General features: G+C 74.1%; 22 protein-coding genes. 11 read left to right on the top strand and 11 right to left on the bottom strand.

Annotation, left to right across the window (positions count from 1 at the left end):
- Positions 1-39 precede the first annotated feature (39 nt).
- Complete coding sequence (locus ACQPZZ_RS19305; RefSeq protein WP_432933938.1) at positions 40-744, top strand: hemerythrin domain-containing protein; 705 nt, start codon at positions 40-42, stop codon at positions 742-744.
- A 15-nt stretch (positions 745-759) separates the two neighbouring features.
- On the opposite strand, the gene ACQPZZ_RS19300 is transcribed toward ACQPZZ_RS19305, so the two are convergent.
- Positions 760-2,004: an RNA polymerase sigma factor gene (locus ACQPZZ_RS19300; RefSeq protein WP_432933936.1), complete on the bottom strand. Its 1,245-nt coding sequence runs from the start codon at positions 2,002-2,004 to the stop codon at positions 760-762.
- Entirely contained in the window at positions 2,001-2,414 is a 414-nt protein-coding gene (locus tag ACQPZZ_RS19295) for a YciI family protein (protein ID WP_432934445.1), read from the bottom strand. Before ACQPZZ_RS19295 ends, ACQPZZ_RS19300 begins: the two co-directional genes overlap by 4 nt.
- A gap of 296 nt (positions 2,415-2,710) precedes the next feature.
- Between ACQPZZ_RS19295 and ACQPZZ_RS19290 the strand changes: the two genes are divergently transcribed.
- From ACQPZZ_RS19290 to ACQPZZ_RS19275, 4 genes are read left to right on the top strand one after another with little or no spacing between them, the layout of a single operon-like run.
- Positions 2,711-4,306: an alpha/beta fold hydrolase gene (locus ACQPZZ_RS19290; protein ID WP_432933934.1), complete on the top strand. Its 1,596-nt coding sequence runs from the start codon at positions 2,711-2,713 to the stop codon at positions 4,304-4,306.
- 60 nt (positions 4,307-4,366) lie between these two features.
- Complete coding sequence (locus tag ACQPZZ_RS19285) at positions 4,367-4,774, top strand: GntR family transcriptional regulator (RefSeq protein ID WP_432933932.1); 408 nt, start codon at positions 4,367-4,369, stop codon at positions 4,772-4,774.
- Positions 4,771-5,640 carry an ABC transporter ATP-binding protein gene (locus ACQPZZ_RS19280; protein WP_432933930.1) on the top strand — a complete coding sequence of 290 codons (870 nt, stop codon included), beginning with the start codon at positions 4,771-4,773 and terminating at the stop codon, positions 5,638-5,640. Before ACQPZZ_RS19285 ends, ACQPZZ_RS19280 begins: the two co-directional genes overlap by 4 nt.
- Complete coding sequence (locus ACQPZZ_RS19275) at positions 5,637-6,602, top strand: hypothetical protein (RefSeq protein WP_432933928.1); 966 nt, start codon at positions 5,637-5,639, stop codon at positions 6,600-6,602. Before ACQPZZ_RS19280 ends, ACQPZZ_RS19275 begins: the two co-directional genes overlap by 4 nt.
- 96 nt (positions 6,603-6,698) lie before the next feature.
- Here ACQPZZ_RS19275 and ACQPZZ_RS19270 read toward each other — a convergent pair whose 3' ends face one another.
- Together ACQPZZ_RS19270 and ACQPZZ_RS19265 are read right to left on the bottom strand one after the other, a co-directional pair.
- Positions 6,699-6,899, bottom strand: coding sequence for a hypothetical protein (locus ACQPZZ_RS19270; RefSeq protein ID WP_432933926.1), 201 nt, complete (start codon positions 6,897-6,899; stop codon positions 6,699-6,701).
- A gap of 9 nt (positions 6,900-6,908) precedes the next feature.
- The gene (locus ACQPZZ_RS19265) at positions 6,909-7,787 is read right to left on the bottom strand and encodes an alpha/beta fold hydrolase (RefSeq protein ID WP_432933924.1); all 879 of its coding nucleotides are present in this window, start codon (positions 7,785-7,787) and stop codon (positions 6,909-6,911) included.
- 109 nt (positions 7,788-7,896) lie between these two features.
- On the opposite strand from ACQPZZ_RS19265, the gene ACQPZZ_RS19260 reads away from it, so the two are divergent.
- Positions 7,897-9,915, top strand: coding sequence for a BTAD domain-containing putative transcriptional regulator (locus ACQPZZ_RS19260; RefSeq protein ID WP_432933922.1), 2,019 nt, complete (start codon positions 7,897-7,899; stop codon positions 9,913-9,915).
- A gap of 32 nt (positions 9,916-9,947) precedes the next feature.
- On the opposite strand, the gene ACQPZZ_RS19255 is transcribed toward ACQPZZ_RS19260, so the two are convergent.
- On the bottom strand, positions 9,948-10,727 hold the full coding sequence (locus ACQPZZ_RS19255) for a helix-turn-helix domain-containing protein (protein WP_432933920.1): 780 nt from the start codon (positions 10,725-10,727) through the stop codon (positions 9,948-9,950).
- 88 nt (positions 10,728-10,815) lie between these two features.
- Here ACQPZZ_RS19255 and ACQPZZ_RS19250 point away from each other — a divergent pair, with 88 nt between their 5' ends.
- A complete protein-coding gene (locus ACQPZZ_RS19250; RefSeq protein WP_432933918.1) occupies positions 10,816-11,664 on the top strand; it encodes an NAD(P)H-binding protein in 849 nt (282 codons plus the stop codon).
- 64 nt (positions 11,665-11,728) lie between these two features.
- On the opposite strand, the gene ACQPZZ_RS19245 is transcribed toward ACQPZZ_RS19250, so the two are convergent.
- The gene (locus tag ACQPZZ_RS19245; protein WP_432933916.1) at positions 11,729-12,670 is read right to left on the bottom strand and encodes a pentapeptide repeat-containing protein; all 942 of its coding nucleotides are present in this window, start codon (positions 12,668-12,670) and stop codon (positions 11,729-11,731) included.
- Between the two features lie 124 nt (positions 12,671-12,794).
- Positions 12,795-13,586 (bottom strand): MBL fold metallo-hydrolase, encoded by a 792-nt coding sequence (locus tag ACQPZZ_RS19240; protein WP_432933914.1) that lies wholly within the window; start codon positions 13,584-13,586, stop codon positions 12,795-12,797.
- A gap of 328 nt (positions 13,587-13,914) precedes the next feature.
- Here ACQPZZ_RS19240 and ACQPZZ_RS19235 point away from each other — a divergent pair, with 328 nt between their 5' ends.
- The 3 genes from ACQPZZ_RS19235 to ACQPZZ_RS19225 are packed head-to-tail and all read left to right on the top strand — an operon-like array spanning position 13,915 to position 16,288.
- Positions 13,915-14,577, top strand: a complete 663-nt coding sequence (locus tag ACQPZZ_RS19235; RefSeq protein WP_432933912.1) for a DUF998 domain-containing protein — start codon at positions 13,915-13,917, stop codon at positions 14,575-14,577.
- A gap of 47 nt (positions 14,578-14,624) precedes the next feature.
- A complete protein-coding gene (locus ACQPZZ_RS19230; protein WP_432933910.1) occupies positions 14,625-14,996 on the top strand; it encodes a YciI family protein in 372 nt (123 codons plus the stop codon).
- Between the two features lie 8 nt (positions 14,997-15,004).
- On the top strand, positions 15,005-16,288 hold the full coding sequence (locus ACQPZZ_RS19225; RefSeq protein WP_432933909.1) for an RNA polymerase sigma factor: 1,284 nt from the start codon (positions 15,005-15,007) through the stop codon (positions 16,286-16,288).
- Positions 16,289-16,340: 52 nt separating this feature from the next.
- Here the strand turns inward: ACQPZZ_RS19225 and ACQPZZ_RS19220 are convergent, their stop codons facing one another.
- Positions 16,341-17,033: a TetR/AcrR family transcriptional regulator gene (locus tag ACQPZZ_RS19220; RefSeq protein WP_432933907.1), complete on the bottom strand. Its 693-nt coding sequence runs from the start codon at positions 17,031-17,033 to the stop codon at positions 16,341-16,343.
- A 54-nt stretch (positions 17,034-17,087) separates the two neighbouring features.
- On the opposite strand from ACQPZZ_RS19220, the gene ACQPZZ_RS19215 reads away from it, so the two are divergent.
- On the top strand, positions 17,088-18,206 hold the full coding sequence (locus ACQPZZ_RS19215; protein WP_432933905.1) for an FAD-dependent oxidoreductase: 1,119 nt from the start codon (positions 17,088-17,090) through the stop codon (positions 18,204-18,206).
- Positions 18,207-18,335: 129 nt separating this feature from the next.
- On the opposite strand, the gene ACQPZZ_RS19210 is transcribed toward ACQPZZ_RS19215, so the two are convergent.
- The 3 genes from ACQPZZ_RS19210 to ACQPZZ_RS19200 all read right to left on the bottom strand — a co-directional run bounded on the left by ACQPZZ_RS19210 (position 18,336) and on the right by ACQPZZ_RS19200 (position 20,729).
- Positions 18,336-18,713, bottom strand: a complete 378-nt coding sequence (locus tag ACQPZZ_RS19210; RefSeq protein WP_432933903.1) for a GntR family transcriptional regulator — start codon at positions 18,711-18,713, stop codon at positions 18,336-18,338.
- Positions 18,710-19,543, bottom strand: a complete 834-nt coding sequence (locus tag ACQPZZ_RS19205) for a hypothetical protein (protein ID WP_432933901.1) — start codon at positions 19,541-19,543, stop codon at positions 18,710-18,712. Before ACQPZZ_RS19205 ends, ACQPZZ_RS19210 begins: the two co-directional genes overlap by 4 nt.
- 169 nt (positions 19,544-19,712) lie before the next feature.
- Complete coding sequence (locus ACQPZZ_RS19200) at positions 19,713-20,729, bottom strand: helix-turn-helix domain-containing protein (protein ID WP_432933899.1); 1,017 nt, start codon at positions 20,727-20,729, stop codon at positions 19,713-19,715.
- Positions 20,730-20,746: the final 17 nt, after the last annotated feature.

Below are 20,746 nucleotides of genomic sequence, written 5' to 3'. Positions count from 1 at the left end.
GCGGGCGGCGCCCGACGACCGGGCGAGGACGGAGACGGCGTGGACGATCGTGGTTCACCGGCGGTGCGCCGCCGCGACCTGCTCGGCATGTCCGCCGCCCTCGCGGGGGCGGTGACCGTCGCGGCCCCCGCGGCGGCGGCCGCGCCGCGAGCCCCCGAACGGGAGGCGGAGGTGACTCCGCCCGAGGACCTCATGCGCGAGCACGGCGTGCTGAAGCGTCTCCTGCTCGTCTACCGGGAGGGCATCCGGCGGGCCGAGGGCGGCGACCGGGTGCCCGCGCAGCCGCTGAACGCCGCCGCCCGCATCATCCGCGGCTTCATCGAGGACTACCACGAGCAGCTGGAGGAGAAGTACGTCTTCCCCCGGCTGCGCGAGGCCGGCAGGCTCACCGGCACCGTCTCGGTCCTGCAGCTGCAACACCGACGAGGACGCGAGCTGACCGGGCGCATCCTCACCGCCACCCGGCGTACCAGGGGGGCCAGGGCCGCCCACACCCTGGTCGCCGACATGGCGGCGTTCGTCCGCATGTACGAGCCGCACGAGGCGCGGGAGGACACGGTGGTGTTCCCCGCCTTCCGTCAGGTCGTGCCCGCCAAGGAGTTCCTCCGCCTGGCCGAGGTCTTCGAGGACGAAGAGCACCGGCGTTTCGGGCCGCGCGGCTTCGAAGGCGTGGTCGACCAGGTCGCCGACATCGAGAAGGCGCTCGGCATCTACGACCTGTCCCGCTTCACCCCCGCCGGATGACGGATCGCCCCACCGTCAGGGGTCGTCGTCGAGACGGGCGGCGCGGGCGTTGAGGTAGCGCCGGCGCGGCAGGCTCGCCGCCCGCCGGGCCGCCGCCAGGTAGGCCTCCCGCGCCGCCGCCCGCTCCCCCGCCAGCTCCAGAAGGTGCGCGCGAACCGCGGGCAGGCGGTGGTCGCGGGCGAGCCGTTCGTCGCCCTCCAGGCCGCCGAGCAGGTCCAGCCCCGCCCGCGGGCCCCGGCTCATCGCCACCGCGACCGCGTGGTTCAGCGCTGTCACGGGGTTGTCCGACATCCCCGACAGCACCGCGTACAGCGCGGCGATCTGCGGCCAGTCGGTCGCCTCCGCGCTCGGCGCCTCGTCGTGCAGGGCGGCGATCGCCGCCTGGATCTGGTACGGCCCGGGCGCTCCCCGCGACAGCGCCGCGTCGACCAGCGCCACGCCCTCGGCGATGCGGGCGGCGTCCCACAGGGCGCGGTCCTGCTCGGCCATCGGGATCGGCGTGCCGTCAGGGGCGGTGCGCGCGGCGCGGCGGGCCTCGGTGAGCAGCATGAGCGCGAGCAGCCCGGCCGCCTCACCGTCGTCCGGCAGCAGCCGGTGGACGACGCGGGCCAGACGGATCGCCTCGGTCGTCAGGTCCTCCCGGAGGGGCCAGGTCTCCCCCGCGTACCCCTCGGTGAAGACCAGGTAGAGCACGTGGAGGACCGCGCGCAGCCGCGCCGCGCGGTCGGCACTCGCGGGCATGCCGAACGGGACACCGCTGTCCCTGATGCGCTGCTTGGCCCGGGTGATGCGCCGGGTCATGGTCGCCTCCGGCACCAGGAACGCCCGCGCGATCTGCGCGGTGGTCAGGCCGCCGACCGCACGGAGGGTGAGGGCGATCTGCGAGGCGGGCGGCAGCGCGGGATGGCAGCACAAGAACAGCAGGATCAGCGTGTCGTCGGCCCCGGCCGCGGACAGGTCCGCCGCGGGCGCGAGCCGCCACTCGGCAAGCACCCGTCTGCCGGCGACGTCCTCCCGGTTGCGCCGGGCCTGCTCGGCGCGCAGCAGGTCGGTGAGCCTGCGGCCGGCGACGGTGACCAGCCACCCCAGCGGGTTGTCCGGCAGGCCGTCCCGCGGCCAGCGGCCGGCGGCGGCGAGCAGCGCCTCCTGCACGGCGTCCTCGGCGGTGTCGAAGTGGCCGTATCGGCGCACGACCGCGCCGAGGACCCGCGGCGCCAGCCGGCGTAGCAGGTCCTCGGTCTGTTCTCCCGGCGTCGTCACAGCTCCAGCTCGGCCGGCGAGCCGGCGATCGGGCGCACGTCCACGTACCACTCGTGCGCCAGCGCCGCGCCCTGCGGATGCGGAGTGCGCGCCAGGCGTGCGGCGATCTCCGTGGCCCGGTCGAAACCGTCGCACTCCACGATCGTGTAGCCGGCCAGGACCTCCTCCGTCTCGGCGTACGGGCCGTCGGTGACGACGGGGACGCCCTCACGCAGCCGGATCCTGCGTGCGTGGACGGGGGCGGTCAGTCCCTGGGCGTCGACGAACTCCCCGGACTTCACCAGGTCGTCGTTCCACTCCGCCATGAACGCGTGCATCGCCGCGACGTCGTCGGCCGACCACACGGGCCCGCCGCCCGGCCGTCCCGCCAGGACGTCGTAGTCCTGCTGCGAGCCGTACAGCATGATCATGTATTTCACGGTCTGTTCCTCTCCGCCGGGCGCCTTCGTCGCGCCGCTCCACCATGGACGTCGGAGCCGGCCGCCCGATCCGGACACACTTGGTGAACACGAGAGACGTCCTGCCCGCTCGCTGTGCAGGAGACTGTGCCGGAGCGGGCGAGTCCTGTCACGCCGGCGGCATGGGCGAAAGTTTCACGCGCGGGCGCCGGGGTCCGTGCCCCGGAGCAGCACGCACTCCCCCCTCCGTGCGGTATGCGGAGGCCGGCCGCTGGCGCGAGCGACTCCCGTTGATCAGTGTGTGCGGCATGGCGTACTGGGCAGGCGCGTCGCGGCTCGCGGCGATCGCGGCGACCACTGTGGCATCGGCCGTGCTGCTTTCGCCGGTGGCGGCGGCCCCGGCGACGGCGCGAGTGCAGAGCGTCGAGGGCGTGGAGGGCGTGGAGGGCGCCGCGGACTTCGCACCACAGCCGAATCCGGGCGAGAATCCGCGGCAGGACCCGCGGCGACGTCCCGGGCGGCCGAGGGGGCAGGACCTGCGCTGGGGCGACTGCGCGGGAGTCGACGACCCCGCCCTGCGCTGCGCGGAGGTCACCGTGCCGCTGGATCACCGCCGTCCGCACGGGCGGACGATCACGATCGCGATCTCGCGGCTGCCCGCGACCGATCCGGCCCGCCGACGGGGCGTGCTGCTCACCACAGGAGGCGGACCCGGCGGGCCGGGCGTGCCACTGCCGTCGACCCTGGCGCCCCAGCTGTCCCCCGAGGTGCGGGCGCGCTACGACCTGATCGGCTTCGACATCCGCTTCGTCGAGCGGAGCACGCCCATCGGCTGCGGGCAGAGCGTGGAGGAGCCCGGCGGCTACTGGGTGCGCACCGCCGCCCCCGGGAGCTTCCTCGGCGACGCGGCCGAGGCCCGCGCGTACGCCCGCGACTGCGTACGCGTCGCCGGGTGGGCGCTGCCGTACGCCACGACGGCGAACGCGGCCCGGGACATGGACGTCATCAGGGCGGCGCTCGGCGAGGAGAAGATCTCCTACCTCGGCGGATCGTACGCGGGGATGCTCGGGGCGGTCTACGCCGCCTTGTTCCCTGGCAGGGTGGACAGGTTCGTGCTGGACAGCCCGCCGAACCCGGACACCGCGGGGCGGCCGTACGAGCTGGCGCGCACCCCCGCGTTCGAGGCCGGGACGGCCGCCTTCGCCGCCTGGACGGCCGAGCGGAACGCCGACTACGGACTCGGCGCGACCGCGCGGGAGGTCACCGACGCCGTCACGGGACTCATCCGGCGCGCCGCCACGGCCCCGATCGTCGTCGCGGGCCACGCCTGGACCTCGGGCGAGTTGGGGACGCTGCTGGTGGCGGGCATCTACGACGAGCGTTCCTTCGGTCTGGTCGCGGCGGCCTTCGCCGACCTCGCCGCGGGGCGGGAGCCGTTCGTGCCGTTCCCCCTCCGGCCGCTGCCGCCCGCCGGGGTGCCGGGCGTCCCCGCCGACAACCACACCGCGACCAACATGGCCTACCGGTGCGGGGACGGCCCCTGGCCGCACGAGGCCCGCGACTACCTGCGCGACCTCGCCTCCTACAGCGCGCGGTATCCGTTGTTCGGGCCGGCCAACGCCAACATCACGCCGTGCGCCTTCTGGCCCCGGATCAAGGACGAGCCGGTGCGGCTGTCGGCCAACCGCGCGCCCGGGGTCCTGGTGACGGCCGCCCTCCGGGATGTGGCGGTGCCGATCGCCAACAGCCGCGCCGTCGCGGCGCGCATCCCCGGCTCGCGCATGGTGACCGTCGACGCCCACACCCACGCGCCGTACCCGTCCTTCGGCGACGCCTGCCTCAACCGCGCCGTCGACGCCTTCCTCACCACCGGGACGCTGCCGCCCGCCGACGTCGCCTGTTGACAGAACCCCACCACCAATAACACCATTCCACTACTCAATTAGTGGAATGGTGATGACGACGTGATCGAATTCCATCTGGACCGGGGCTCGGGGGTGTCGACCTATCTGCAGCTTGTCCAGCAGGTCCGGCAGGCACTGCGCGTGGGCGCGCTGCGGCCGGGCGACAAGCTGCCGACCGCCCGCGAGGTCGTGGAGGCCCTCGCGATCAACCCCAACACGGTGCTCAAGGCGTACCGCGAACTGGAACGCGAGGGCCTCGTAGCAGGCAGGCCGGGGCTGGGCACCTTCGTCCAGCGCTCGATCGGCGGCGCCCGGCTGGCCGGCCAGACCGCGCTCCGCGACGAGCTGGACGCGTGGGTACGGCGGGCCCGGGCGGCGGGCCTCGACCGCGACGACATGCGGACGCTGTTCGACCTGGCGACGTCCGATGTGACGCCCGCAGAGGCGGCCGGGGAGGAGACGGCGTGAGCATCGCTCTTCGGGCGACCGGCCTCGGCGTCCGTTACAGCCGCTTCGCACGGCCCGGCGCCTGGGCGCTGCGCGATTGCTCGCTGGCCGTGCCGCCCGGCCGGGTCGCCGCTCTGGTGGGTCCCAACGGCGCGGGCAAGACCACCCTGCTCCACGTGGTCGTGGGCCTGCTCGCGCCGGGAACGGGGACCGTGGAGGTCGCGGGCCAGGTCGCCTTCATGTCCCAGGACAAGGCGCTGTATGGCACGTTCACCGTGGCCGACATGCTCGCCTTCGGCCGCCGCCTGAACCCCACCTGGGACGACGGCTACGCCCGCGACAGGCTGGCCGAGCTGGGCATTCCCCTCGACCGGAAGACCAGCTCGCTGTCGGGCGGGCAGCAGGCGCAGGTCGCGCTCACCGTCACCCTGGCCCGGCGCCCCGACCTGCTGGTGCTGGACGAACCGCTGGCCAACCTCGACCCGCTGGCCCGGCACGACGTGTTGCGCGCGCTGATGGGCGCCGTCGCCGAGCGGTCGTTGACGGTCTTGTTCTCCTCCCACGTCGTGTCCGACCTGAAGGACACCTGTGACTGGCTCGTCGTGCTCAACGGCGGCCGGGTACAGGTCAGCGGCGACATCGACGACCTGCTCGCGGAGCACACGGTGCTGAGCGGGCCCGCCGAGCTCGCCGACGGCCTGGCGGCGCGGGCGCGGGTGGTCGAGGCGAGCCGCACCGGCAGGCAGGTGCGGCTGCTGGTGCGCGACGCGCCACCGCCCGACCCGAGATGGACCGCCCGGCCGCCCGGTCTGGAGGAACTGGTGATGGCCTACCTGCGCACCCCGGACGCGACCGCGCTCCCCCGGCCGACGGCGGTGCGGGCGTGACCTGGCTCACCTGGCGGCAGCACCGGCCGCAGATCCTGATCACCGCCGCCCTGCTGGGCGTGCTCGGCCTGCTCCTGCTCGGCTCGGCCGTGGAGGCGCGCCTGTACGTCGCCGGTCACGCTCCGCCCGGCTGCCCCGGCCCCGGCCCCGCCTGCGGCGACCTCGCGGCGGCGCTCGACGACAGGTACGACGCCGTCTACACGATCTTCGGATGGATGCCGCTGCTCGCTCCCGCGCTGATCGGCGCCTTCTGGGGTGCGCCGCTGCTGGGCCGGGAATACGAGCACGGCACGCACAAGCTTGCCTGGACGCAGTCGGTCTCCGTCCGCCGCTGGCTGACGGTCAAGCTCGTCATGCTGGGCGCCCTGGCGGCGGGCGCGGGACTGCTGCTGTCGGCGATGGTCTCCCTGTGGCGACCGGCCTTGTCGCGGCACGACGTGTTCGGCAACATCGGCACCTTCAACATGGTCGGCGTCGCCCCCGCGGCCTGGTGGCTGTACGCGTTCACGCTGGGGGCCGCGGCCGGCGCGCTGCTGCGCCGCACGCTGCCCGCGATGGCGGTGGTCGTGGCCGGGATCGCGGTGACGATGCCCCTGCTGTTCACCCTCAGCGACCACTACGCCCCGCCGGTCCGGACGGTGCTGTCCGAGCTGTCCGACACCGTCGCCAGGGCCGGGCCCGACGGACGGCTGGTGGGCGAGGCGTGGATCGACCCCTCCGGCCGGGAACTGGCCGGTCCGCCCTCCGGCGTGTGCCCCCGTCTGCCGGACGCCCCGTCGAGCGACCGCAACGAGCAGGCCTTCGAGCGGTGCCTGCTCGGCAAGGGCTACCGCTTCGCCGTCTACTTCCACCCGCCGTCGCGGTTCTGGCGCTTCCAGTGGTCCGAGGCCGCCATCCTGGCCGCCGCGTCCCTCACCCTGGCCGGTCTGACCGTACGCCGCACGCTCCGGCGTACCGCCTGAACCCGGTGTGAGCCTGTGAAGGGGGCGGCCCGCCCCCTTCACAGGCCCGCGTCCGGCTGCGCCGGTGCGTTCGTGACTGCCATGGCCCAGAATCAATCAATCCAGTTTGATCATTATGATGATGGCCATTGTGCCGTCCGGTGAAGCCGTCCCGCCGCCGTTCGTCCGGCTGGCCGCCCACGAGTTGCGCTGGCGGCTGCCGACGCCGTGCGCGTGCTGCACGAGCGGCACGAGATCGACGTCGCCGACCGGCGTCCGCGGCATCTGCACACGATGACCGGCCGCCGATTCGACCACGACGGGAGCTCAGCGGGTGAGAAGGGCCCGCAGCGCCCCGGCGACACCGGCCGGGTCCTCCTCGGCCATGAAATGCCCGGATTTGACCGTCGTGTGCACCAGGTCGGGGGCCCAGGCGCCCCACAGCGCCACGGCGTCGTACCCGAGCGCGGCCCCCCAGTCCTGCTGCAGCACGGTCACCGGCATCCGCAGCCGGTTCCCGGCCTCCCGGTCCGCCTGGTCGTGGTCCACGTCGATCCCCGCCGACGCACGGTAGTCGGCCACGATCGAGGGCACCGCGGCCCGGCAGGCCTCCAGGTAGGCGGCGCGTACGTCGGCGGGGATCGCGCCACGGTCGCGGGTCCAGACGTCGAGGAAATGGCCGAAGAAGGCGTCGGCGCTCGCATCGATCATCCGCTCGGGCAGGCCGGGCGGCTGAGCCATCAGGTACAGGTGGAACCCGACGGCGGCGCCCACGCCGTGCATCACCTCCCACATGTCCAGCGTGGGCAGCACGTCGAGGCAGGCCAGGTGACTGATCGCCGCCGGATGGTCGAGCCCGGCGCGGAAGGCGACCAGCGCGCCGCGGTCGTGCCCGGCCAGCGCGAACCGCTCATGTCCCAGCGCGCGGGCCAGGGCGACGACGTCTGCGGCCATCGTGCGCTTGGAATAGGTCTCCCGACCGGCCTCGGCCGGCTTGTCGCTGGCGCCGTAGCCGCGCAGGTCCGGGCAGATCACGGTGTGGCCGGCGGCCAGGTCGGCGGCGACGTGCCGCCACATCAGGTGGGTCTGGGGGAAGCCGTGCAGCAGCACGATCGGGCTCCCCGACCCGGCGACGGCGACGTTCAGCGCGACACCGTCGGCCACCGGCACGCGGAGGTAGTCGAAACCGGGAAGGACAGGCGCCATGGTGCGCCCCTTTCTGTGCGGGATCAGATGCCTTCAGGCTGCCGGGCGTGAATGAGCATCCGATGAGCGCGCTACCGTGACGTGAGGCCAGGTGGGGAGGGGGCCGCGGGTGGAGGTCGCATTCGGGGTGCTGGGGCCGGTGACGGCCTGGGACGGCGCCGGCGACGCGATCGCCCTGAAGGGGCCACGGCACCGCGCGGTGCTGGCCCGGCTGATCGTCGCCCGAGGCCGCGTCGTCCCGGTCACCCGCCTCGTCGACGACCTGTGGGAGGAACCCCCGGCGGGCGCGGTCGGGGCCGTACGGACGTTCGTGGCGGCGCTGCGCCGGGCGCTGGAACCCGACCGGCCGCCCCGCGCCCCCGCGCGGCTGCTGGTCACCGAGGGACCGGGGTACGCGCTGCGGGCCGGCGCCGACGCGGTGGACGCCTGGCGCTTCGAGCACGCGGTGACCGCCGCAGCGGCGCTGCCCCCGCACGACGGGCTCGCACGGCTGGAGGAGGCGCTGGGATGGTGGCGCGGCCCCGCGTACGCGGAGTTCGCCGACCAGGACTGGGTCCGCGCCGAGCGCTCCCGTCTGGCCGAGCTGCGGCTGCACGCGGCCGAGCGCCGGGCCGAGGCGCTGCTGGCCCTGGGACGGGCGGCTGAGGTGGTGCCCGACCTGGACGCGCACGCCGCCGGGCACCCGTGGCGGGAGGATGCCTGGCGGTTGCTCGCGCTCGCGCTGTACCGCAGCGGACGGCAGGGCGACGCGCTGGCCGTACTGCGCCGGGCGCGGACGCTGCTGGTGGACGAGCTGGGAGTGGACCCTGGCCCGGCACTGCGCCGCCTGGAGACCGACATCCTGCGCCAGGCCGATCACCTCGACTCACCGGTGCGCGGCTCCGCCGAACGGGTCTGGGCCGAGGCGACCGCCGCCTACGACCGCGCGGTCGCCTCCGGGGCGCGGGCCCGCCTGGAGTCCACGACAGGCCTGCTGCGCGATCTCGCGGTGACCGGGGGCGGCGGCCCGCGGGCGGCCGGCGAGCACCGCGTGGCCGCGGTCGAGGCGGCCGAAGAGCTGGGCGACGCGGAGCTGACCGCCCGGGTGATCGGCGCCTTCGACGTCCCGGCCATCTGGACCAGGTCCGACGACCCCGGGCAGGCGGCGCGGATCGTCGCGGCGGCCGGGCGCACCCTGGCGGCGCTGGCCCCCGATCACCCTGCCGCCGGTCACCCTGCCGCCGGCCACGAGGCGGCCCGGGCCCGCCTGCTGGCGACGATCGCGCTGGAGTCACGCGGCGACCGCTCCGGACACGGGCGGCGGGCGGCGCGGCAGGCCGAGGAGATCGCCCGACGCCTGGGTGATCCCGCGCTGCTGGCGTTCGCGCTGAGCGGCCTGTTCATGCAGACCTTCCACCGCACGGGCCTGGCCGCCCGCCGCGACGAGATCGGCGCCGAGCTGGTGGAGCTGTCCGCCCGGCACGGCCTGGTCACCTTCGAAGTGCTCGGGCGTCTCATCCGGATGCAGGCCAGGTCGGCGCTCGCGGACTTCACGGCCGCCGACGCCCACGCCGCCGAGGCCGAGCACCTGGCCGTACGGCACGAGCGGCCCCTCGTGGGCGTGTTCACCACGTGGTATCGGGCGCTGCGCCTGGACGCGTCCGGGCGGGCGACGCTGGAGGAGACCGAGGCCGCCTACCGGCAGGCCGCCGCCCGGCTGGACGGCGCCGGCATGCCCGGCATGGAGCGCGGCCTGCTGCCGCTCGCGTTGCTGTGCCTGCGCCTGCGGCACGGACAGCCCCCGCCCGATGTCGGACATGCCGGCTGGGGGCCGTACGCGCCGTGGGCCGGGCCTGTGGTGCTGCTGGCGCGCGACCGCCGCGCGGAGGCGGCCGAGGCGCTGCGCGCCCTGCCCGAGCCGCCGCCCGACCTGCTGACGGAGGCCCTGTGGTGCCTGGCCGCCCGGGCGGCCCTCACGCTCGGGGACCGCGCGACCATGGAACGCGCCCACGCCGCGCTGCTGCCCGCGGCGGGCGAGCTGGCCGGGGCGGGCAGCGGGGTGCTCACGCTCGGCCCGGTGTCCGCGCATCTGGACGATCTCGCCGCCGCTCTCAACCGGCCGACGGGGGTCGCGCCGAGCCGGTCGTGACGCCTGTGCTCTCCCCTCTGCGGGATCGCCGGTCAGCATGGCTGGAGGGAGGGGAAACGGCCCGCGAAAAAGGCGGCCGGAGGCACGCCCATCAGGGTGCGGAACTCGGCGGACATGTGGGACTGGTCGTAGAAGCCGGCGGTCGCGGCGAGCTGCGCCCAGCGCGCGGTGCGGGCTCCGCCGCGGGCGAGCACCCGGCGGACGCGTTCGATGCGCTCGAGGCGCTTGGGCGGCACGCCGATGCCGTCGCGGACGAGATCACGCAGATGACGCTCGCTGACGGCCAGCCGCCGGGCGATGACGGCGATGGGCTCGCGCTGTTGCCCCGCCTGGTCACGCAAGGCTTGCGCGGTTGCGCGCACCAGCGCGCCGCGGGCCAGGTCCGCGTTGGACTGGGCGGTGATCCGCGCCGGCAACGCCGACTGAAGACGCCGGAGGACGCGCCTCACGTCGTCTCCCGGCTCGGCGGTCAGCCCCGCTGCGCCGTCCCACAGCTCCTTGAGGTCGACGACCCGGTCGACCAGCTCGGTCATCGGGACTCCCAGCAGGAGCCGGGCGGCGCCGGGGCGCAGCCTGAGCCTGAGGCAGAGCGGGAAGTCCTTGCCCACATGGTAGGAGGCGCGGGTGCGGGGGCCGGCCACCAGCAGAGCGCTGCGCCGCGCCGATGTCGTCCGGAAGATCAGCGAGGTGTCGGCGTCCGGAACGTGGACGAGCGGCGTCCGCTCGGCCGGTACGCCTGCCCTCAGAGATGTGATCTCGCTGACCAGCCACCGCAACGGGACCGGCACGGGCATCGGGACTTCGAGGGTCACGGCCTCACGTTACCCAGCGGCGCTCGGCACGCCGACCGTGCCGAAAGTTCCTATAGCTCGCGGCACCTGCGCTGACATGGTGGTGACCATGATCCTCGTGACAGGTGCGACGGGCACCATCGGCAGTGAGACGCTCCGGTTGCTGGCGGCCATGGGTGCGCGAGTGCGGGCAATGACCAGAGACCCGGCAACGATCACGCCGCCACCGGGCGTGGAGGTCGTGCGGGGCGACTTCGGCGAGCCCGATTCCCTGGCGCGGGCGGCGGACAAGGCGGAGGCGCTCTTCCTGCTCAGTGCCCCGGGGCCGCGGCTGCCCGAGCATGACGAGGCGATGCTGGCCGCCGCGTGTGCCGCCGGTGTCGGCAAGGTGGTGAAGGTGTCGGCCGTCGGCACGGGCCGGGACACCGAGGTCAAGGTCGGGGACTGGCATCTGCCGGGAGAGCGGGCCGTACGCGCGAGCGGCCTGCGATGGACGCTACTGCGCCCGTCCAGCTTCGCCTCCAACACGCTGCGCTGGGCCGGTCACATCCGCCGTGGAGAGCCGGTCCCGAACACGACGGGGACCGGCAGGCAAGGCGTCGTCGACCCTCGTGACGTCGCCGAAGTCGCCGCGCGGGCGTTGACCTCCGACGATCACGCGGGCGGCGTGCTCACATTGACCGGGCCAGAACTGCTGAGCGTCCCCGACCAGGCCACTATCCTGGGCGAAACCATCGGACGCCGCATCACGGCCACCGACGTACCGCTGGATGTGTACGAGAAGCAGATGCTCGCCGCGGGCGTCGATCCCGCCTTCGCCGAGATCGCGGTCAACGGCTCAAGACTGGTCGCACAAGGCGGCAACGCCATCACCACCAAGGACGTGGAACGCGTGCTCGGTCGTCCGCCCCGTACGTTCTCCACCTGGGCATACGATCACCGCGCCGCGTTCGCCTGAATGTCGCCGAATCCCGGTGCCGCCGGACCGCCCGGCTTCCGGCGTGTGCCGGCGGGCCCGGAGGCTATCCGCGCCCGCGCCCGCGGCGGGGGCGCGGGCGGCGGGTGGAGGCCCGGCCCGCCGCGGCGGCGGCGGCCGGGGCCGCCTGACCCGACCAGTGCGCCGGGCGGGTGAGGGCCGGGGGCAGCCTCGTGGCGTCGTCTCCCCTGGCCGCGTTCACCTGGACCTGGGTGAGGAAGACGCTTCCGGTGAGGTCGGCCCCGCGTAAATCCGCCCCGCGCAGGTCCGCCCCGATGAGGTCGGCTGCGCGCAGGTCGGCCCCGCGCAGGTCCGCGCCGATGAGATAGGCCCCCCTCAGATTGGCCCCGCGCAGGTCGGCCTTCCTCAGCCGGGCGCCGATGAGATCGGCTCCCCTGTGCTCGGGGGCCCGGCCCCCCGCCGACGCCCGCACCAGCTCACTCGTGCGCAGCAGCAGCACGTTGACCTTCTCGCGGTGGGCGGCGACGTCCACGCCGAGCAGGTCGTCCGGGGTGCCGGTGGTCAGGCGCTCGGTCTCCTCGAAAGCGCCGCGCAGCTCCGCGTGGATCGGGCGGGCCACCGGCAGGGACAGCGCCTCGTCCAGGTACCACAGCAGCTCGTGCAGGTGCCGCACGACCGGGAAGACCTCGAACATCCGGGCGGCGGCCGATGGATCGTCGCGCCAGCTGCGGCCGAAGGTGACCTGCGAGACCTGCTGCCCCGCGCCGAAGCAGTCGTAGACGGTGCAGCCGGAAAAACCGCTGTCCCGCAGGCGCGCGTGGATGCCGCATCGGAAGTCGGCCTGCAGGTTGGGGCACGGCCGCCCGGCGTCCTTGGTGATCGCGAAGTCGGCCGACGCGGCGAAGGGCAGCGCGACGCAGCACAGCCCGAAGCAGTTCGCGCAGTCGGCCCGCAGGCCGGTCCGCCGGCCGCCGGGGCCCGCGGGGGCGTCCGCCCGGGCGTCCCCGGGGTCGTGCGTATCGGGCAACGTGCCTGATCTCCTCGTGTTCCATGGGTGTCCGCGGGTGGGCCGGCTCGCCGCCGTCACGGCACCCAGCTAGAACGTATCCCATGCGGATCGCCCCGCTGACCGGGCGCACGGCCCCTTCCGTTCATACGACGACGTCGGCCGGGGCACCCCTGGGCAGCCAGCGGAGGCTTTCACGGAGGGTGGACGAGCCGGCGGCGAGCTCCCGCTCGATGCCCTCCCGGTTTTCGCGGAAGTGCTGCCAGCCCTCGTAGTGAACGGGCAGCACGGTGCGCGGGCTGATCGCCTCGTGCAGGCGGACGGCCTGCCTGGCGGTCATCGTGTAGCGCAGGGGCCCGGTGATCGGGAAGCCGACGCCGCCCAGGTGGAGCAGGACCGTCCCGGGCCGCAGGCGGGCGGCCGTGTCGCGAAGCGCCCGGTGATACACGGTGTCTCCGGTGATCCACAGCGGTCCGTGTTCCTGCCCGGGCCAGGTGAGTGCGAAACCGACGACCTCGCCCACGATCGGCCTGCTGAACGGGGGTCCGTGCCGGCAGGGCGTGGCGGTGATGTCGATGGGCGGGCGGCCGGAGTCCTGCAGACGGGTCGCCTGCCCGGCTCGCAGGCCACGGGCCGGGTACGGCAGGGAACGGGCACCCGAGGAGGTCGTCACGATCGTGCCGGCGTCCGGCAGCAGGGTCCGGCCGGTGTCGTCGAGGTTGTCGCCGTGCTGCTCGTGGGTGAGCAGGATCGCGTCGATGGGGGGCAGCTCGTCGAGCGCGACGGCGGGACCGGCGAGCTTGCGGGAGGAGGTTCCCCACCCGAAGGCGTAGGTCCGGCCGGGGGGATCGAAGGTCGGGTCGGTCAGCAGGCGCCAGCCGTCGACCTCGATGAGCACGGTCGGGCCCCCGATGTGGGTGAACCGGACCTTCGTCATGGGGACGCTCCCTTTCCGCGGGTTCGGGCCGGCGCCAGTAGTGGCCGGCGGCGATGGTGGCGAACCCTGCCGTCACCCAGGTGCCGTCACCCAGGTGGCGTCACCCGCGCGGCGGCGATCACGCCGCGGCAGGTCGCCGCCGCGGTGCACGTGGCCGGCCCGGAGGGCCTGCACACCGCTCATGGCATCACAACGGCCGCGACGCGAGGGACCCCCGGGAAAAAATCTTGGAAGAAATCCGGGAGAGATGTCGATCCTGAGGCGTCCCGTTCGAGGAGTGGGTGAAGGGCCGGTGAGGGACCGGCCCACGGACGAAGGGACGACCCCCATGACCGCCACCACCGCTCACGCCCGCGCCGCCGCCCGCCCCTGCGACCGCGAGACCAGCCTCACCCGCAGCCTGCTGGGATACGGCGTGATCGCCGGCCCGGTCTACGCCGGGGTGTCGCTGACCGAGGCTCTGACCCGTGACGGATTCGACCTGACCCGGCACGCCTGGAGCCTGCTCGCCAACGGCGACCTCGGCTGGATCCACATCACGAACCTCGTCCTGGCCGGGGCGATGACCATCGCCTTCGCCGTGGGACTGCGCCGGGCCCATGGCCGCGGCTGGGCTCCCCGCCTGCTGGCCGTCTACGGCCTGAGCCTGCTGGCGGCCGGGGCCTTCCGCGCCGACCCGGTTCAGGGCTTCCCCCGGGGCGTGCCCGGCGGCGAGGTGACCTGGCACGGCGTCGCGCACCTCGCCTCCGGCGGCGTGGGATTCACCTGCCTGGTCGCGGCCTGTTTCGTCCTGGCCCGCCGCTTCGCCCGGCGCGGGCGGGCGGCCTGGGCGTGGAGTTCGCGGATGACCGGCGCGCTGTTCGCCGCCGGTTTCCTGTCCATGGTCTCCGCCGCGGGCGTGGCCTGGTCCAACCTCGCCTTCACCGCCGCCGTGGTGCTCGGCTGGGCCTGGATCAGCGCTCTGGCCGCGCACGCGTACCGAAACGCCTGACACGTCCCACAAGCACCTGATAGATCAAGACCGGAAGGAGACGAACGATGCGATACATGGTTCTGCTCAGGGCCGGCCAGCCCGCCACCCCGCCGCCCGCGGACCTCATGGAGGCCATCGCGAAGCTCGGTCAGGAGGCGGCCGTCGCGGGGGCCCTGCTCGACACCGCCGGCCTCGCCCCCAGCACGTCCGGGGCGACCGTACGGCTCGCCGAGGGCGAGCTGAAGGTGACCGACGGCCCGTTCGCCGAGTCCAAGGAGCTGATCAGCTACGCGCTGTACGACGTGCGGACCAAGGAGGAGGCGGTCGAGTGGACCGCCCGCTTCATGCGCCTGCACCGTGACCTGTGGGAAGGCTGGGAGGGCGAGGCCGAAGTGGTCAAGGTGCTCGGCCCCGAGGACTTCGCCCCGCCGGCCTGAGCACCCCGATGACCGGCTCTCCGATGCCCGGCTCCCCGACGACGGGAACCGACGCGCTGCTCGCGGCGCACCGCGCGATCGAGGCGGTCTGGCGGATCGAATCCGCCAGGCTCGTCGCGGGGCTGGCCCGCCTCGTCGACGACGTCGTCCTGGCCGAGGAACTCGCCCAGGACGCGCTGCTCATCGCGCTGGAGCAGTGGCCGGAGGCGGGCGTGCCGGAGAACCCGGGCGCCTGGCTGATGGCCACCGCCAAGCACCGCGCGATCGACCACCTGCGGCGGCGCAGCCGCTACGAGCGCAAGCTCCAGGAGATCGGGCGCGACATCGAGAGCAGGCCGGAACCGGACCCGGACGCCGACATGGATGACCACATCCGCGACGACATGCTGCGGCTCATCTTCACCGCCTGTCACCCCGCGCTGACGACCGACGCCCGCGTCGCGCTCACCCTGCGCCTGCTCGGAGGCCTGAGCACCGGGGAGATCGCCAGGGCCTTCCTGGCCGGCGAGCCGACGGTGGCGCAGCGGATCGTCCGCGCCAAGCGCACCCTGGCCGCCAAGGGCGTCAGGTTCGAGATGCCGGCGCCGGCCGAGCGGCTGGCGTCCGTGCTGGAGGTCGTCTACCTGATCTTCAACGAGGGGTACTCGGCCACGGCCGGAAACGACTGGACCCGCCCCGACCTCTGCCACGAGGCGCTGCGCCTGGGCCGCCTCCTCGCGGGCCTGCTCCCCCGCGAAGCCGAGGTGCACGGCCTGGCCGCGCTGATGGAGCTGCAGGCCTCCCGTCTGCGCGCCCGCACCGGGCCCGGCGGCGCGCCGGTCCTGCTCCCCGACCAGGACCGGCGGCTGTGGGACAGGCTTCTGATCCGCCGCGGCCTGCGGGCGCTGGAGCGGGCCGAGTCGCTCGGCGGCGCCTTCGGCCCCTACGCCCTGCAGGCCGCCATCGCCGCCTGCCACGCCCGCGCGCCCCGCCCCGAGGACACCGACTGGGAGCGCGTCGCCGCCCTCTACCGGGTGCTCGCCCACGTCTCACCCTCCCCCGTGGTGGAGCTGAACCGCGCCGTCGCGGTCGCGATGGCCGACGGCCCCGCCCGGGGGCTGGAGGTCGCCGACGCCGTCGCCGCCGACAAGGCCCTTCGGGGCTACCCGCAGTTGCCCGCCGTACGCGGAGACCTGCTGGCCCGGCTGGGCCGTACGGACGAGGCGCGGCGGGAGTTCGAGCGGGCGGCGGCCCTGACCGGCAACGAGCGGGAGCGCGCCCTGTTCCTCGCCCGCGCCGCCGGCTGCCGGTAGAGGGCGGCCTTCACGGCCCTATGGGCACCGGGCCCCGAGCTCGCTTTAAGCGTCATACCGGCGGCCGGGTGAGTTTGGCGGCCACGGCGTCGAGGACCCACTCCAGGCCGGTCGCGAAGGACGCCTCGGCGTCCACGTCCGTGCCGTCGTACACGGCCTTGGTCAGCGCCGGGAAGCGACCGGTGGCCAACATCCCTGTCAGCCGCGGGCCGGAGGCGCGCTGCCAGTCGTGCTTCGACAGGCCCGTGGCGCGCTCGGCCCGCAGGCTCGCGATCTCGCGCCTGATCGCCCCGGTGAAGTAGGCGCTGACAGTCTCCACCGCGCGCATGGCGGTGTCGATGTCGGCGAGGCTGTTCAGGGCGGCCAGCGTGGCCTCGCCCACGGCGAGGGCGTTCGGGCCCAGGGCCGGGCGGCCGCCGAGCAGGTCGGCCAGCCATTCGTGCCGGAGAGCGGCGTGTCTGGTGCGGTGGGCGAGGGCGCGCAGCACCTCACGCCAGTCACCGGGCTGCTCCTGGGGGAGGATCTCGGCGTAGACCTCGTCCACCATGAGGTCGAACAGCTCCTGCTTGGTGGAGATGTATCCGTACAGCCGCATCGGGCCGACGTCGAGCCGGGCGGCGACCTTGCGCAACGACACCGCCTCCAGCCCGCCCTCGTCGGCCAGCGCGATGGCGGCGGCGACGATCCGCTCGCGATCGAGCGGGGCGGGTCGAGTCGGCGGCTCCGGCCGGTCCCACACGGTCATGGGCTACATCGTACTGTTGCGATACACCGTATTAGGGAAATACGGTGTATCGACATGAGACACCGTATCGCCGTGGTCGGGAGCGGCCCGGCCGGCCTTACCTTCGCCCGCGTCATGCACCGCCACGGCTACCCCGTCGCCGTCCTCGAACGCGATCCCGCCCCCGATGCCCGCCCCCCGGGCGGCACGCTGGACCTGCACGAGGGGATGGGCCAGCTCGCGCTGCACAAGGCGGGGCTGCTGACAGAGTTCCAGGCGCTGTCCCGCCCCGAGGGGCAGGCCATGCGCATCCTGGACACGGACGGCACCGTCCTGCGCGACTGGCGGCCCCGTCCAGATGACCGGGCCAATCCCGAGATCGACCGCGGGCAACTCCGTGACCTGCTGCTCGGCCCTCTCGACGTTCAGTGGGGGCGGAGCGTGACGCAGGTGGTGCCGGGGACCCGGGAGGGCGTTGCGGTCCACTTCGCGGACGGGCGACAGGAGACGTTCGACCTCGTGGTCGGCGCGGACGGCGCCTGGTCCCGGACACGCCCGGCAGTCTCCTCGGTGACGCCGCACTACACCGGCGTCACCTACGTCGAAACCTCCCTCGACGACGTCGACACCCGCCACCCCGGCCTCGCCCGGCTGATCGGCGACGGCTCCGTGGCCGTGTACGGGGTGAACCGAGGTCTCGTCGCCCAGCGCAACAGCGGCGGCCACGTCAAGGTGTACGCCCAGTTCCGCGCGCCGCTGGACTGGCACACGGACCTGGACCCGGCCGACGTCGAAGCCGTGCGATCGAGCCTGCTGGCACTGTTCGACGGCTGGGCCGCTCCCGTCCTCGACCTCCTCCGCCACGGCACCGCTTTCGTCCACCGCCCCCTCTACGTCCTGCCCGTGTCCCACACCTGGACCCACGTCCCCGGGGTGACGCTACTGGGCGACGCCGCCCATCTGATGCCCCCATTGGGGGCGGGCGCGAACCTCGCGATGCTGGAAGGCGCCGAACTCGCCGAGTCCATCGCCACCTGCCGTGGAGATCTGGACGAGGCCGTCCGCGCCTTCGAGGAACAGATGTGGGCACGGGCCGGCAGGTGGGCGAAGATCACGACGGCCGGCCTGGAACGCCTCGTGAGCCCGGACCCCGCCGACGCGCTTGCCCTCTTCGACCGAGTCCAGCCATCCTGACAGCCAAGCGCGGGTGCACCAGCACCAACGGCTCACCATGCTTCACGGGACAGTACGGCACCACTACGCTGATCGGCCGTTACGCCGACGTCGCGCGCCCGGCGGCGTGACTCCGCGGCCGGGTCGCGGTCATGACGAGGCCGGTGCTGCCGTGCCGGACGCCAGAGCCGCCTGTACGATGCGGATCGCCTCGCCCGCGTCGATGCCGACGCTCGCTATCACGGCCGCGTAGTCGGCGGCGGCCCGGCGGGCCCGCTCCCGGCCCTCCTCCCCGGCGGCCGACACGAACGAGCCCGCCCGCCCGCGCGTTTCGATCAGCCCCGCCTCCTCCAGCTCCCGGTAGGCCCGGCCGACCGTGTTGACGGCCAGGCCGAGGTCGGCCGCGAGGTGGCGGATGGTCGGCAGCCGGGCACCCACGGCAAGCGTGCGGTCCTGGATCTGCCGGGCGAGCTGGGCCCGCAGCTGCTCGAACGGCGGCACCGGCGAGGCCGCGTCGATGACGATCATCGGACGCTCATGGCCCGCCGGGCCACCGTCGCGCTCGACGGCGTCTTGGCATGGAGCGCGACGCACGCGACCAGGCCCAGGATCAGGTAGGCGACCGCAGCGGCGCTCCACCAGGCGGGCGCGGTGCCGAACAGCAGCACCATGGGCAGCGACCACTGCGCGCTCGGCACGGTGAGGTCGCGGGCGTCCTCGACGCGCATGATGACGTCGGCGGTCAGCGACTCCTCGTCCTCCGCCACGACCGGGCGCCTGAGCAGGTGGCGCAGCTGCATGGCGATGATGGCCGTCACGCCGAGCAGGCCGATCAGCAGGACGACGGCCAGCTGCCGCACGGTGGGGTCGGGAACGGCCAGGGCACTCCCGGCCAGCACCATCGCACCGGCGAACGTGGCGACCGCGAAGACGGCGTACGGCCGGCCGAGCACGGCCCGCCAGCCGGGCTGGATCAGATGGGCGGCCCTGCGGGACAGCGACGCGCCCGCCCGCTGGTCGACGCGTCGCACCCACCAGTCGAGCAGCGACTGTGCCAGCAGCAGCCCGGCCACCGACGCGGTCAGGGCCAGCAGCGGCAGCGGTCGATGCGGCTGGAAGCCGCCGAAGGCGGAACTGGCGAGCCGGTCGTAGGACGCGGCGAGCGCGCTCGCGATGATCAGCACGGCCAGGATGAGGTGGGCGGCGAGGCGGGCGCGTCTGCGGGCCGCCAGCCGGTCGGCCAGCAGCGGGGTCGGGCGGGCGCCGGCCAGGTCGTGCCGGGCCAGCCACTCGCTCGCCAGTCGCAGATCGGCCGCACGCGCCGGCCGGTCGGCGTCCGATAACGATTCGTCGGTCATAGCGCCTCCTTTGTCTCAAGCTTTGTAGCAACATAGTGAGTCATACCTTGAGACAAAGTCAACGCTTCGCGGTCCCGGACCGCCGGGCCTGCCACCCGGCGGCTTGCGCCCTCATTGAGAGGTGCGCAGGGCCAGCCGGGGCGCAGAACGGCATAGACGTCGCGGTGGATCAGCGACACGACCTCGCGCTGCTGACGGACGACCCGGCGAGCGGAGACCGGCCGTGGAAGGCCCGCCGATACTCCATGGGGGTCACGCCGACGGCCCTGGTGAAGTGGTGGCGCAGGTTGCCCGCGGTGCCCATGCCGCACAACCGGCTGATCCGCTCGACCGGCAGGTCGGTCGCCTCCAGCAGGTGCCGGGCGCGCGCGAGCCGCTGAGCGTGCAGCCAGCGCAGCGGCGTGGTGCCGGTGGCGTCGTGGAACCGCCGCACCAGGGTACGCGCGCTCACCCCGGCCCAGCAGGCCATCTGCGCGACGGTCAGCTGCTGATCCATGTGCTCGATCGCCCGCTGCAGCACCGGGGCCAGCCCGTCGTCGCCGGAGCGGGGCACCGGGGCCTCGATGTACTGCGCCTGCCCGCCGGGCCGATGGGCGGGCACGACCATGCGGCGGGCGACCTGGTTGGCGACCTCGGCGCCGAGGTCGGTCCGGACGAGATGCAGGCACAGATCGATCCCCGCGCTGCGGCCGGCGCTGGTCAGCACGTCACCCTCGTCCACGTAGAGGACGGCGGGATCGACCCGCACCCGAGGGTGGCGCGCGCCGAGGACGTCGGCGTACATCCAGTGCGTCGTGGCACGCCGGCCGTCAAGCAGCCCGGCCGCGGCCAGAACGAACGCGCCGGTGCACAACGAGACGATCCTGGCCCCGTTCGCGTGCGCCTCCCGCAACGCCCTCAGCAGCCGCGGGTCGACCGGCGCACCGGACAGCACGGCGTCAGCCGGCAACGCCGGGACCACCACCGTGCCGGCCGCGGCGAGCGCCTCCAGGTCGTAAGGGGTGTGCAGGACGAACCCGTTCTGCGTTCGCGTCCTTCCCGGCTCGGCGGCGCACAGCCGCAGCTCGTACCAGGGGTCGGCGAGGTCGCGGCGGTCGGTGCCGAAGATCTCGCAGGCGATGGACAGCTCGAACATCGGCATGTCCGCGGTGACGGCGAGGGCCACGACCCCCGTGCCGGCTCTCATGCCTCCACGGTAGCGGC

This window comes from Microbispora sp. CA-135349, from assembly GCF_050947365.1.
Lineage (GTDB): Bacteria > Actinomycetota > Actinomycetes > Streptosporangiales > Streptosporangiaceae > Microbispora.
This window is presented reverse-complemented; position numbering and strand designations above follow the sequence as displayed.

Coding starts and splice junctions, on each gene's coding strand:
- ACQPZZ_RS19295 (WP_432934445.1), bottom strand. CDS start 2,414: ATGATCATGCTGTACGGCTCGCAGCAGGACTACGACGTCCTGGCGGGA.
- ACQPZZ_RS19290 (WP_432933934.1), top strand. CDS start 2,711: ATGGCGTACTGGGCAGGCGCGTCGCGGCTCGCGGCGATCGCGGCGACC.
- ACQPZZ_RS19265 (WP_432933924.1), bottom strand. CDS start 7,787: ATGGCGCCTGTCCTTCCCGGTTTCGACTACCTCCGCGTGCCGGTGGCC.
- ACQPZZ_RS19250 (WP_432933918.1), top strand. CDS start 10,816: ATGATCCTCGTGACAGGTGCGACGGGCACCATCGGCAGTGAGACGCTC.
- ACQPZZ_RS19240 (WP_432933914.1), bottom strand. CDS start 13,586: ATGACGAAGGTCCGGTTCACCCACATCGGGGGCCCGACCGTGCTCATC.
- ACQPZZ_RS19235 (WP_432933912.1), top strand. CDS start 13,915: ATGACCGCCACCACCGCTCACGCCCGCGCCGCCGCCCGCCCCTGCGAC.
- ACQPZZ_RS19230 (WP_432933910.1), top strand. CDS start 14,625: ATGCGATACATGGTTCTGCTCAGGGCCGGCCAGCCCGCCACCCCGCCG.
- ACQPZZ_RS19225 (WP_432933909.1), top strand. CDS start 15,005: ATGACCGGCTCTCCGATGCCCGGCTCCCCGACGACGGGAACCGACGCG.
- ACQPZZ_RS19220 (WP_432933907.1), bottom strand. CDS start 17,033: ATGACCGTGTGGGACCGGCCGGAGCCGCCGACTCGACCCGCCCCGCTC.
- ACQPZZ_RS19215 (WP_432933905.1), top strand. CDS start 17,088: ATGAGACACCGTATCGCCGTGGTCGGGAGCGGCCCGGCCGGCCTTACC.
- ACQPZZ_RS19210 (WP_432933903.1), bottom strand. CDS start 18,713: ATGATCGTCATCGACGCGGCCTCGCCGGTGCCGCCGTTCGAGCAGCTG.
- ACQPZZ_RS19205 (WP_432933901.1), bottom strand. CDS start 19,543: ATGACCGACGAATCGTTATCGGACGCCGACCGGCCGGCGCGTGCGGCC.
- ACQPZZ_RS19200 (WP_432933899.1), bottom strand. CDS start 20,729: ATGAGAGCCGGCACGGGGGTCGTGGCCCTCGCCGTCACCGCGGACATG.